The following is an 11973-nucleotide window of genomic DNA, read 5'->3' as shown; positions in this document are numbered from 1 at the left end:
CCGCTGCTCATTCTGTCAGGCGGCATCCCGCGCGCTTGAGCATGTCGCGGATGATCAGCGGCGTGGCCGGTGTCTCGGTCGCGGCCGTGGCGCTTGCGATCGCGTCGCGAGCCTGCTGCGCGTCGAGCGTCAGCCGCCGCGCGCAGGGCGACAGGCCCCGCGCGGCATCGAGCAGCCAGCCGGCGGTTTCGCCGGTACCGGCCAGATAGGCCGTCAGCGTCTGGCGCGCGGTCGGATTGGTCGCGGCCTGATCCAGCATGGCCCTGACCTGCGCGACCGAGATCTGTCCGCGCGAAGTCGAGGGCTGCGCGTGAGCTGTTGTCGTCAATAGAAGGACAGCACAGATGGCGTGAGCAGGGCGAACGAGCATAACTTCATCTCCTGGGGCATGTTGACTCGCAGATACTAATTATCGTAAAACAATAATATTAGATCAACAATCCCGAGGTTGAGCCATGTCCGCGTCCCTCTCGTCAGAGCTTTCTCCATCCGCGCAGCCGGCCCGCCTCGAACGCATCCGCGCGGTCAGTCGCGTGCTCGCCTTTGCGTGCACCGGCATATCGTTCGTGCTCGCCGTCGGATTGCTGGCCTATTGGCTGGCGAGCCCGGATGAGGCGATCCTGCGCGATGCAGGGCTGACCGGCATCGCGTTCCATCCGATCGGCTGGCTCGTCCGCCTGATGGGTCTCCTGGTCTCGGCGTTGCCGCTCGCTTGTCTGATCTGGGGCTTGTCGCGCGTGCGCCGCGCTTTCATGTCGTTCGCGGCAGGGCGCTTCTTCACGGCGGCAAACGTCGCGGGGCTGCGCGACCTTGCGATTGCGATGCTGCTCTCGACCTTGCTGAAGCCGGTGATCGGCGCGCTGCTCTCGATTCTGCTGAGCTGGCAGACCTACGCGCAGGGCAAGTCCGTCGTCATCGCGCTCGGCTCCGACACGCTGCTGGCGCTGCTGTTCGCGGGTCTGGTTGCGGTGACGGCCTGGGTGATGGCCGAAGCCAATGCGATCGCCGACGAACACGCGCAATTCGTCTGAGGCTGTTGCGATGCCGATCCGGGTCAGGCTCAACGTGATGCTCGCCGAGCGCAACGTGAAATCGAAGGAGCTCGCCGAATATGTCGGGATCACCGAGGCCAATCTGTCGCTGCTCAAGCAGGGCAAGGTCAAGGGCGTCAGGTTCGATACGCTGGAGCGGATCTGCACCTATCTGAAATGCCAGCCTGGCGACCTGCTGCGCCATGAGGACGACGATGCGTCAGCCTGACGCGGCCATCCGTTACCCAAGCATTAACTTTCGCGCGCTACGCAAGAGCAAGTTTGGGAGTGCCGCGTATGGACATGATGAGCATGGTGTCGAGCATCCTGTCGATGCAGCAGGGCAACCTGCAGGGTCAGATCGCGACCCGCGTGACCAAGCAGAACCTCGATGCGGAAAAGTTCGCGGTTCAGACCCTGCTCGGCACGCCATCGACCGCCAATCTCGGTCCCGGCGTCGGCGGCAACCTCAACGCCATCGCCTGACGTCATCCCTCTGCGATCCGCGTCATTGCGAGCGAAGCGAAGCAATCCATCGCGCCGCAAGCGGAGACATGGATTGCTTCGTCGCTACGCTCCTCGCAATGACGGAGTATTGCGCCTGACCGGTCCCAAGGGCTCAGAGATTCCTAGAATCCCGCCGCGGCGGGGGCTAGCGCCGCCTTCACCAGCTTGATCGCATCGTCGCTCGCCCATTCGGCGGGACCGGCGATATTGGCGATTTCGCAGCCCTTGCCGTCGACCAGCACCGAGGTCGGCATGCCCAGCGCCTTGCCTATGTTCTTAAGATCCTGAAAGACCTTGGCTTTCTGGTCGCTGAAATAGCCGAGATTGGTCAGATTGGCTTCCTTCAGGAAGTTCTTCGGCTTGTCCGGATCGCGGGTGTCGATGTTGATCGCGACCACCTCGAAATCCTTGCCGCCGAGCTTGGTCTGCAGGCTGTCGAGCGCCGGCATTTCCTTGCGGCAGGGCACGCACCAGGTCGCCCACAGATTGACCAGCACGGTCTTGCCGCGCCAATCCGAGAGTTTCTTCGGCTGGCCGTTGGCGTCCTCGAAGGTCAGGTCGGGAAGCCTCAAGGGGGTGGTCGCCATGGTCAGCGCCGCGACCTCGCCATGGGCGAGCGGGGCGATCTTCTTCGCCAGATCCACCGCGCTGTTGCAGGCGATGTCGCCGCCGGCGGGATGCCTGAGGCCGGAGACGCCGACATAGCCGATCACGGCCCCGACCAGCACGGCGCCGATCACCAGCGGGATGCGCCATTTGGCCGTCGGCTTGGCGGTCGGTTCGGATGGGGTCGTCTCGGGCATATCGTTTGTCATCCTGGGTCAGATATGGCTATGCAGTGCCGGGAATACGTCCGGAACCGCCATGCTGTTTCGCCGCTACGGCCAAAGAAACAGCAGGGCCTGAAATACAAATTCGTGAGCGAGATGTCATGAGCAACAAGATGTGGGGCGGCCGGTTCTCGGAGCGTCCCGACGCCATCATGGAGGAAATCAACGTCTCCATCGACGTCGACCGTCACCTTTACGCCCAGGACATTGCCGCGTCCAAGGCCCACGCCGCGATGCTCGCTGCGCAGGGCATCATCACCTCAGCTGATGCGAAAAATATCGGCAAAGGTCTAGACACGATTTTGTCAGAAATCGGCAAGGGCGATTTCGATTTCAAGCGCGCGCTCGAGGACATCCATATGAATGTCGAGTCGCGGCTGTCCGAATTGATCGGGCCCGCGGCGGGCCGGCTGCACACCGCGCGCTCGCGCAACGACCAGGTCGCGACCGATTTCCGGCTCTATGTCCGCGACACCATCGATGAGACCGAAGCGGCGCTGGCCGCGTTCCAGCAGGCGCTGGTCACCCGCGCGCTGGAGCATGCCGGAACCGTCATGCCGGGCTTCACCCATCTGCAGACCGCGCAGCCCGTGACCTTCGGCCATCATCTCCTGGCCTATGTCGAGATGGCCGGCCGCGACCGTGGCCGCTTTGCCGACGCGCGCAAGCGGCTGAACGAATCGCCGCTGGGCGCCGCCGCGCTGGCCGGCACCTCGTTTCCGATCGACCGCACTGCTACCGCCAGGGCGCTCGGCTTCGACCGGCCGATGGCCAATTCGCTCGACGCGGTGTCCGACCGCGATTTCGTGCTGGAAACGCTGTCGGCGGCCGCGATCTGCGCGGTGCACATGTCGCGCTTCGCCGAAGAGATCGTGATCTGGACCTCGCCGCTGGTCGGTCTCGTCAAGCTCAGCGACAAGTTCACGACCGGCTCGTCGATCATGCCGCAGAAGCGCAACCCGGACGCGGCGGAACTCGTGCGCGCCAAGACCGGCCGCGTGATCGGCGCGCTCACCGCGCTGCTGATCGTGATGAAGGGCCTGCCGCTCGCCTATCAAAAGGACATGCAGGAGGACAAGCAGGGCGCCATGGAGGCGTTCGAGGCGCTGTCGCTCGCGATCCGCGCCATGACCGGCATGGTCGAGGATCTGGTGCCGGACGAGGCGAAGATGAAGGCCGCGGCCGGCGAGGGCTATGCCACCGCGACCGACCTTGCCGACTGGCTGGTGCGCACCCTGAAAATGCCGTTCCGCGACGCCCACCACGTGACCGGGCGGATCGTCGGCCTGGCCTCGGCGCAGGGCGTGGCGCTGCACGAGCTGCCGCTGAAGGCTATGCAGGAGGTCGAGCCGAAGATTACGGCAGAGGCGCTGAAGGTGCTCAGCGTCGAATCCTCGGTCAAGAGCCGCACCTCGTTTGGCGGCACGGCGCCGAAGAATGTGATGGCGCAGGCCAAAGCCTGGGCCAAGCGGCTGGAAAAAGAGCGAAAATTGGGCTGATCAGGAAAATTTGGTCGTGATTTCATGGCGCTCCGCCTCTCGCCAGAGCACGCCAATGTTTGTATGGTGCCGCCCGAATTGGGGAATTCGTCGTGATTAGCAAGAACCGCCTGACCCCCTCGGGATGGGCCATCATTGTGCTGAGCGCTGCAACGCTTGCGCTCGGCGGCTGCGGCCGCAAGGGACCGCTCGACCTGCCGCCGACCGCGAACGCCGCGCCGGCCGCAGCACCGGGCGACACCGAGAGCGAGCGCGCGGCGCAGCCCAGCGTGTTCAATCCGACCTATGGCTCGGATGCCGCGCCGGCAGCGTCGAAAGGCAATAAACGGTCTTTCGTGCTCGATCCGCTGCTCGGCAACTAATATCTGGAGCATGATCCGGAAAAGTGGAAACCGGTTTTCCCTCGCGACAAACGCGGAACGCGTTTGCGCGGAGATCATCCTCAAACAATCAAGCGTGTCATGAACCATTTCGACTATCGCAACGGCGTGCTGCATGCCGAGGCGGTCAATCTCATTGAGCTGGCGGAGGCCGTCGGCACGCCGTTCTATTGCTATTCGACCGCGACACTGGAGCGCCACTACCGCGTCTTCACCGAGGCCTTTGCCGGCGAGAAGGCGCTGGTCTGCTACGCGATGAAGGCCAACTCCAACCAGTCGGTGCTGCGCACGCTGGCCAAGCTCGGCGCCGGCGCCGACGTGGTGTCCGGCGGTGAGTTGAAGCGGGCGCTCGCGGCCGGCATCCCGCCGTCGAAAATCCTGTTCTCCGGCGTCGGCAAGACCGAGGGCGAGCTGCGCGCCGCGCTCGCCGCCGACATCCTCTGCATCAATATCGAGTCCGAGCCGGAGCTCGAGATGCTGTCGCGCCTGGCGGTCGAGATGAAGACGACCGCGCGCATCTCGGTGCGGGTCAATCCCGACGTCGATGCCGGCACCCACGCCAAGATCTCGACCGGCAAGTCGGAGAACAAGTTCGGCATTCCGATCGCGCGCGCCCGCGAGGTCTATGCGCGCGCGGCGAAGCTGCCGGGCATCAAGGTCACCGGCACCGACGTGCATATCGGCAGCCAGATCACCGATCTCGGTCCGCTGGAGGCGGCGTTCCGGCTGCTCGCCGAATTCGTGCAGACGCTGCGCGCCGACGGCCATAACATCTCGCACATCGATTTCGGCGGCGGCCTCGGCATCCCCTATTACATGGATCGCGCCGCGCCGCCGGCGCCGGCCGCCTATGCCGCGATGGTCAAGCGCGTCACGCATAATCTCGGCTGCACGCTGATGTTCGAGCCAGGCCGCCTGATCGTCGGTAATGCCGGTATCCTCGTCACCCGCGTGATCCATGTGAAGCCGGGCGATGCCAAGAACTTCGTGATCATCGACGCCGCGATGAACGACCTGATCCGGCCGACGCTGTATGAAGCGCATCACGACATCTTAGCCGTGCGCCAGCCTGCGCAGGGCACGCCGACCATGGTCGCCGACGTGGTCGGCCCGGTCTGCGAGACCGGCGACTATCTCGCGCTCGACCGTTCGCTGCCGCAGCCGAAGGCCGGCGATCTCTTGGCGATCATGACCGCCGGCGCCTATGGCGCGGTGCAGGCCGGCACCTACAACACGCGGCCCTTGGTGCCGGAAGTGCTGGTCAAGGACGACCAGTACGCCGTGGTCCGCCCGCGCATCGACGTCGACGCCCTGATCGCGATGGACAAGCCCGCGCCCTGGCTGTGAGCCGCGCTGACGCCTCATTCTCGGTGTCGTCCCTGCGAAAGCAGGGACCCATAACCACCGCTTGTTGTTGTTGCGGCAAGCTGTGGCCCCAGCTCCTCGAACCACAAACGCCTATGGTTATGGGTCCCGGGTCGCGCGGAGCCTGTCATCGGGCGGCGCTTCGCGCCGACCCGTTGGCTTGACCGGGACGACAGCGCTATTTTGTCAACGGCGTTACTTCGCGGCGTGACTGCCGCCCTTGCCGCCGCCGACGATCACGCCCGCGGCCTTTTCGATCGGCTTGATCGCCGCGGTGAAATCCGACTCCGGTCCCTCGTCGCGAATGATGACTTCCCAGAGCCGGCCGACCGCTTCGGCGACTTCCATCGACAGCCCGAGCGAGCGCATCTCCTCGACCGCAAGCCGCACGTCCTTCACCATCAGCCCGGTGGCGAAGCCGAAGTCGAAGCTGCGCGGCAAGACCGAGCGCGGAAACTTGTCGCGGCTCGCGGTGTTCAGTCCGGAGCCTGCGTTGATCACGTCGATCATCACGGCCGGATCGAGCCCGGACTTGACGCCCATCACCACCGCTTCCGAGGTCGCGACCATCGCGGTCGCCGACAGGAAGTTGTTGGCGAGCTTCATGGTCTGGCCGGAGCCCGGCTTGGTGCCGATGAAGAACACCTTGCCGATCACATCGAGCGCGCTCTTCACCAGCTCGAAATCGGCGCGCGGGCCCGACACCATCACCGCCAGCGTGCCCTTCTCGGCGCCGGAGACGCCGCCGGAGACCGGGCTGTCGATCTGCACGATGTTCTTCTTGGCCAGCAGGTCGTGGATCTTCACCGCCATCTGCGAGCCGACGGTGGAGAGATCGATGAAGCGCTTGACGCGCGTGCCCTCGATCACGCCGCCGGTGCCGGTCGCGACCTCAAGCGAGGCCTGCAGCGAGGGCAGGCTCGCCATCACGGTCTCGACGCGGTCGGCGACATCCTTGGGCGACGTCGCAGCCGCAGCGCCGAGCGCAGCCAGCCTATCGAGCGCGTCCTTGCTGGTGTCGAACACGGTGAGCTTGTGGCCGGCCTCGATCAGCCGGCGCGCCATCGGGAAGCCCATCTTCCCGAGGCCGATGAATCCGATTTCCATGAGTCGTTTCCTTTATGTCGTTATGCGCCGAGCTGCGCGCCCCACATTCGGTGTCGTCCCTGCGAAAGCAGGGACCCATAACCACCGCGCTTGATTGCTGTGCTCAGCTGGAGCCCCAGCGTGTTCTCACCACGAAGGCCTGTGGCTATGGGTCCCGGCCTTCGCCGGGACGACGATGCGGAGGCGGCGTGCGCCTCACGCCTTGTTGTCGAGTTCGGCGAACACTTCGCGCGCGATGCGGAAGCTGTCGACGCCGGCGGGAATGCCGGCGTAGATCGAGACCTGCATGAAGATCTCGCGGATCTCGTCGCGCGACACGCCGTTGGTCAGCGCGCCCTTGATGTGCGCCTTCAGCTCGTGCGGCCGGTTCAGGATCGAGATCATGGCGAGGTTGAGCATGCTGCGCGTCTTGCGCGGCAGCTCCTCGCGGCCCCAGACCGCGCCCCAGCAATATTCCGTGACGAGTTCCTGGAACGGCTTGTTGAAGCTGTCCGAATTCTTCAGCGCATTGTTGACATAGGCCTCGCCGAGCACCGCCTTGCGGATATCGAGCCCCTTGTCGTGCGTCTTCTGGTCCATGTCGTTTCCTCATGCGTTAAGGCGTTGGTTCGGCCGGGACGTTACGGGGTCGAACCGCCGCAGTCACGCCTTCGTGTTATGCGTATTTCCCGGTGTGGGTTACGTCCCGGAACGGGTGCCTCAAAGCCGCCGCTGTGCTAGGCTGACCTGCCGGCTACCCCGGAGATTTTTTTGAGCGGAGCCAACATCGACCCGTCTGACACCCCGTCACGCGCCGCCCGCGACAGCGATACGGACGCGCGGCTGAAGCTGACGCAATTGAAGCTGACCGAGGCTCTGCACCGGGCGAAATTCGCGATTGCGTGGGAACGGGCCTGGCCGCATCTGGCGCGGGTCCTGACGGTCGCCGGTCTGTTCCTGGTCGCGTCGTGGGCCGGGCTGTGGCTGGTGCTGCCGTTTGCCGCACGCGTGGCCGGCGCCGGCCTGTTCGGCATAGCTGCGGTCGCGGCGCTGTTGCCGCTGCTGCGCTTCCGCTGGCCGAGCCGCGAGGAGGGGTTGAGTCGGCTCGACCGCGGCGCCGGCGTCCGCCATCGCCCGGCGACCACGCTCTCCGACACCCTCACCAACAAGGATCCGTTCGCGCTGGCGCTGTGGCAGGCGCAGCGCGAGCGCACGCTGGCCTCGCTCAAGCGCATCCGCGCCGGCCTGCCGCGGCCGCGCGTCTCGCTGCACGACCCCTGGGCGCTGCGCGCGCTGGTCATCGTGATGCTGGTCGCGACCTATGTCGCCGCCGGCGACGAGCGCGGCCTGCGGGTCGCCTCCGCGTTCGACTGGAACGGCATCATGGCGCCGGCCAATGTCCGGGTCGACGCCTGGGTGACGCCGCCGAACTACACCGGCAAGCCGCCGATCATCCTGTCCAACGCCAACAAGGACGCCAACGCGGCCGACGCCACCCCGCTCGCGGTTCCCTCGGGCAGCACGCTGCTGGTGCGCTCCAGCGGCGGCACCATCGACGTCGTGGTCGGCGGCGGCGTCGCCGAGGTCGCGCCGGAGGGGCAGGCGCCCAAGGGCACCAATGAGCGGCATTTCAAGATCACCGGCGACGGCACCGCGCATGTCCGCGCCCCGGCCGGGCAGCCGCAGTGGAAATTCACCGCGACGCCGGACCGGCCGCCGTCGATCGCGCTCGCCAAGGATCCGGAGCGGCAGGCGCGCGGCGCGTTGCAGATGTCCTACAGGCTCGAGGACGATTACGGCGTGACCGAAGCGCGCGCGCAGTTCGCGGCGCGGCCGGCCGATGCGCCGAAAGATGCCGACGGCAAGGCCGCGCAACCGCGACCGCTGTTCGAGCCGCCGCAATTTCCGCTGGTGCTGCCGAATGCGCGCACCCGCAACGGCGTCGGCCAGACCGTCAAGGACCTCAGCGAGGACCCTTACGCCGGCGCCGACGTGACGCTGACGCTGACCGCGAAGGACGAGGCCGGCAATGAGGGCAAGAGCGAGCCGTTCAACATGCGCCTGCCCGAGCGGCTGTTCACCAAGCCGCTGGCGCGGGCGCTGATCGAGCAGCGCCGCATCCTGGCGCTCGATGCCAACCAGAACGGCCAAGTCTACACCGCGCTCGACGCGCTGATGATCGCGCCGGAAATGTTCATGCCGGAGACCGGCTATTATCTCGGCCTCCACACCGTGAGCCGCCAGCTCGAGGCGGCGCGCACCGACGACCAGCTGCGCGAGGTCGTCGCCAGCCTGTGGGCGCTCGCCGTCACCATCGAGGACGGCAACATCAGTGACGTCGACAAGGCGCTGCGCGCGGCGCAGGACGCGCTCAAGCAGGCGCTGGAGCGCGGCGCGAGCGATGAGGAGATCAAGAAGCTCACCGACAATCTGCGCGCGGCGCTGGACAATTTCCTGCGCCAGATGGTCGAGCAGTTCCGCAACAATCCGCAGCAGCTCGCGCGCCCGCTCGATCCCAATGCCAAGGTGCTGAGCCAGCAGGATCTCAAGAACATGCTCGATCGCATGGAGCGGCTGTCGCGCTCCGGCGACAAGGATGCGGCGCGGCAGTTGCTGGAACAGATGCAGCAGATGCTGGAAAACCTGCAGATGGCGCAGCCCAATCAGGGCGACGACGACATGCAGCAGTCGCTCAACGAGCTCGGCGACATGATCCGCAAGCAGCAGCAGTTGCGCGACAAGACCTTCAAGCAGGGCCAGGATTCCCGGCGCGATCGCATGCGCGGCAAGCAGGGCGACCAGAGCATGGGCGACCTGCAGCAGGACCAGCAGGGTCTGCGCGACCGGCTCAAGAAGCTGCAGCAGGAACTGGCCAAGCGCGGCATGGGCCCGGGACAGCGTGGCGACAAGGGCCAGCAGGGGCAGGATGGCCAGCAGAGCGGCGAACAGGGTGACGGCCAGGGCGGCGATCAGGGTGATGACGACGGCGACGGGCTCGACCAGGCCGATTCCGCGATGGGCGATGCCTCCGGGCGGCTCGGCGAGGGCAATGCCGACGGCGCGGTGGATTCGCAAGGCCGCGCGCTGGATGCACTGCGCAAGGGCGCGCAGAGCCTTGCCGATGCGATGCAGCAGGGCGATGGCGACCAGCAGGGTGACGGCCCCGGCAACCGCGCCGGCCGCCAGCAGAGCGGCGGCAACCAGACCGATCCGCTCGGCCGCCCGCTGCATGGCCGCGAATTCGGCGACGACTACACGGTGAAGATCCCCGGCGAGATCGACGTCCAGCGCGTCCGCCGCATCCTCGAAGAGCTGCGCCGCCGCCTCGCCGATCCGTCACGGCCGCAGCTCGAGCTCGACTACATCGAGCGGCTGCTGAAGGACTACTGAGGCTCTTCGTCATTGCGAGGAGCGCAGCGACGAAGCAATCCATGCTTCCGCCCGCGTTGAACCATGGATTGCTTCGCTTCGCTCGCAATGACGGAGGCGAAGGCCCCGCGCCCTCTACTGTCATCGCCCGGCTCGACCGGGCGATCCAGTATTCCAGAGACGCCAGCGATGGAATCGAGAAGCCGCGGCGTACTGGATGCCCCGCTGGAGCCTGTCATCGGGCGCGCGTTCGCGCGACCCGGTGGCGGGGCATGACACCAAATGTGAAGCGAGTTGCTTCGCTTGCAATGACGACGCGGAAAGCACCGCGCACCACCCTCGTCATGCGCGGGCTTGACCCGCGCATCCATCGAGCTTCGCGAGAGTTGTTCTTCGGCCATGGATTGCCGGGTCAAGCCCGGCAATGACGAGCTATTGCGCCTTCCTTGCCGCCAGCGCATCCGCCACCGCAGTGCGGATATCGGCCACCGAGAACGGCTTGGTCACCACGTCATGCACGATCGCCTCGAGGCCGGAGGCGCGCTCGCGCTGGTGGGCGAAGCCGGTCATCAGCAGGATCTTCAGCGCCGGGAAATCGCGCGCCGCGGTCAGCGCCAGCGCGATGCCGTCCATGACAGGCATCTGGATGTCGGTGAGCAGCAGGTCGAACGCGCCTTCATCGCGCGTCAGCATCTCCAGCGCCTCGGCGCCGTCCTGCGCGGTCACGGTCTCGTGGCCGTCCATGGCGATGGCGCGCGCCACCAGCGAGCGCATCGAGTCTTCGTCGTCGGCGATCAGAACACGCGTCATGGTGATGGTCGGTTTCCGAAAGTGGTGGCCCCAGCCTCAGGCGCGGCCGCCGGTGAGATCATGCTTGTTGAAGAAGCGTACGTCGATATTGCGGCCTTCAGGCGGCGGCGAGGCGAGGCGCGACTTGAAGAAGGCGCGCTCGCCGGGATTGAGCACCGGCTGCTCCAGCACCGCGTTCCAGGCATAGATCTCCGCGCCCTGCGCGTCGCGGACCGAGAAGCGCAGCCGCGGCAATTCGACCGGCTTCCGGGTCTGGCCGACGATCATGCCTTCGATCACCAGCACCGGCTTGCCGTCCACGGTCTCGTTGGTGATCTTGAGGTCCTTGAAGGCAAGGCCGCGCAAATTCACGTCGAGCCCGACCATCTTGTAGAACAGCGCGGTCTGCGGCAGCAGCCGCACCACGTCGTTGCGCCAGACGAACAGCGCAATGATCAGCGCGCCCATCGCGGCGCAGGTGGTCGGCAGGGCGCCGATCACGGGCATGAAGGGAATCCGGGGGAGCGACGGCAGGCGGAACAGGCGGGGAAACTGCGGCAGACGGAAGCGGCGCTGTCCGGCCTCCCGGGGGCCGGCATGGGCCGCGGCATCCGCCTCGGCTACCGCCGGCCATTCCGTGGCGGCGTCCCCGTCGGCGGGTAAATCGGCCGAAATCGAGGGGCTCTCGACCATCGGGGTCGCGTCAGCCTCCTCGCGGCCCATCGCGTCCCATTCGGCGGCGAGATTGGAGCCCGCGGCCTCGTAGGCCAAAGTGGGTGCGGTCGCCCCGATTGCGTCTTCCGGCCGGGCCAGCCAGACCTCGCGGCAGCGGGAACAACGGACCGTGCGTCCGGCCTCACCCAGGGTGGCCGGATTGATGGCGTAGGATGTTGTACAATGCGGGCAAACGATATGCATATGGAGCCGAATCTCCACCGTGTGGTATGCCCGGATGCTACTGAACGACCGTTAACGAATCGGAAACCATAACCGACGCACAAGCGTTCTGTGCGGTTCGCGGCCGCTCGGCGGGGGTTCGGGCCGCGAAAGCGTTTTCGAGCGAAGTGGGTACCGGTTCGCGTGAAGAAAACGCGTCCAAACAAGAATCCAGAGCCCC

Annotated in this window: 13 protein-coding genes; 7 read left to right on the top strand and 6 right to left on the bottom strand. The window is 66.1% G+C overall.

The features are described 5' to 3' along the window. Window positions 1-7 precede the first annotated feature (7 nt). Entirely contained in the window at window positions 8-259 is a 252-nt protein-coding gene (locus Q0030_RS35315; RefSeq protein ID WP_298378087.1) for a hypothetical protein, read from the bottom strand. A 196-nt stretch (window positions 260-455) separates the two neighbouring features. Here Q0030_RS35315 and Q0030_RS35310 point away from each other — a divergent pair, with 196 nt between their 5' ends. From Q0030_RS35310 to Q0030_RS35300, 3 genes are all read left to right on the top strand, one after another. Continuing rightward, on the top strand, window positions 456-1031 hold the full coding sequence (locus Q0030_RS35310) for a DUF2975 domain-containing protein (RefSeq protein WP_298378084.1): 576 nt from the start codon (window positions 456-458) through the stop codon (window positions 1029-1031). A gap of 10 nt (window positions 1032-1041) precedes the next feature. Further along, a complete protein-coding gene (locus tag Q0030_RS35305) occupies window positions 1042-1260 on the top strand; it encodes a helix-turn-helix transcriptional regulator (RefSeq protein ID WP_021079458.1) in 219 nt (72 codons plus the stop codon). A gap of 68 nt (window positions 1261-1328) precedes the next feature. Next, window positions 1329-1517, top strand: coding sequence for a putative motility protein (locus Q0030_RS35300; RefSeq protein WP_298378082.1), 189 nt, complete (start codon window positions 1329-1331; stop codon window positions 1515-1517). 143 nt (window positions 1518-1660) lie between these two features. Here the strand turns inward: Q0030_RS35300 and Q0030_RS35295 are convergent, their stop codons facing one another. Then, entirely contained in the window at window positions 1661-2341 is a 681-nt protein-coding gene (locus Q0030_RS35295; protein WP_298378080.1) for a TlpA disulfide reductase family protein, read from the bottom strand. Between the two features lie 128 nt (window positions 2342-2469). Between Q0030_RS35295 and argH the strand changes: the two genes are divergently transcribed. From argH to lysA, 3 genes are all read left to right on the top strand, one after another. Further along, a complete protein-coding gene (argH, locus tag Q0030_RS35290) occupies window positions 2470-3867 on the top strand; it encodes an argininosuccinate lyase (protein WP_298378078.1) in 1398 nt (465 codons plus the stop codon). A 92-nt stretch (window positions 3868-3959) separates the two neighbouring features. Continuing rightward, entirely contained in the window at window positions 3960-4229 is a 270-nt protein-coding gene (locus tag Q0030_RS35285) for a lipoprotein (protein WP_298378076.1), read from the top strand. Between the two features lie 99 nt (window positions 4230-4328). Beyond that, the gene (gene lysA / locus Q0030_RS35280) at window positions 4329-5594 is read left to right on the top strand and encodes a diaminopimelate decarboxylase (RefSeq protein WP_298378074.1); all 1266 of its coding nucleotides are present in this window, start codon (window positions 4329-4331) and stop codon (window positions 5592-5594) included. A gap of 213 nt (window positions 5595-5807) precedes the next feature. Here lysA and Q0030_RS35275 read toward each other — a convergent pair whose 3' ends face one another. Both Q0030_RS35275 and Q0030_RS35270 read right to left on the bottom strand, forming a co-directional pair. Further along, the gene (locus Q0030_RS35275; RefSeq protein ID WP_298378071.1) at window positions 5808-6719 is read right to left on the bottom strand and encodes an NAD(P)-dependent oxidoreductase; all 912 of its coding nucleotides are present in this window, start codon (window positions 6717-6719) and stop codon (window positions 5808-5810) included. A 195-nt stretch (window positions 6720-6914) separates the two neighbouring features. Further along, window positions 6915-7298 carry a carboxymuconolactone decarboxylase family protein gene (locus Q0030_RS35270; RefSeq protein WP_298378068.1) on the bottom strand — a complete coding sequence of 128 codons (384 nt, stop codon included), beginning with the start codon at window positions 7296-7298 and terminating at the stop codon, window positions 6915-6917. A gap of 171 nt (window positions 7299-7469) precedes the next feature. On the opposite strand from Q0030_RS35270, the gene Q0030_RS35265 reads away from it, so the two are divergent. Continuing rightward, window positions 7470-10088 carry a TIGR02302 family protein gene (locus tag Q0030_RS35265; RefSeq protein WP_298378065.1) on the top strand — a complete coding sequence of 873 codons (2619 nt, stop codon included), beginning with the start codon at window positions 7470-7472 and terminating at the stop codon, window positions 10086-10088. Window positions 10089-10499: 411 nt separating this feature from the next. Here Q0030_RS35265 and Q0030_RS35260 read toward each other — a convergent pair whose 3' ends face one another. Then, window positions 10500-10877 carry a response regulator gene (locus tag Q0030_RS35260; RefSeq protein WP_298378063.1) on the bottom strand — a complete coding sequence of 126 codons (378 nt, stop codon included), beginning with the start codon at window positions 10875-10877 and terminating at the stop codon, window positions 10500-10502. Window positions 10878-10913: 36 nt separating this feature from the next. Then, entirely contained in the window at window positions 10914-11774 is an 861-nt protein-coding gene (locus Q0030_RS35255) for an MJ0042-type zinc finger domain-containing protein (RefSeq protein WP_298378060.1), read from the bottom strand. Window positions 11775-11973: the final 199 nt, after the last annotated feature.

This window comes from uncultured Bradyrhizobium sp., from assembly GCF_947648125.1.
Lineage (GTDB): Bacteria > Pseudomonadota > Alphaproteobacteria > Rhizobiales > Xanthobacteraceae > Bradyrhizobium.
This window is presented reverse-complemented; position numbering and strand designations above follow the sequence as displayed.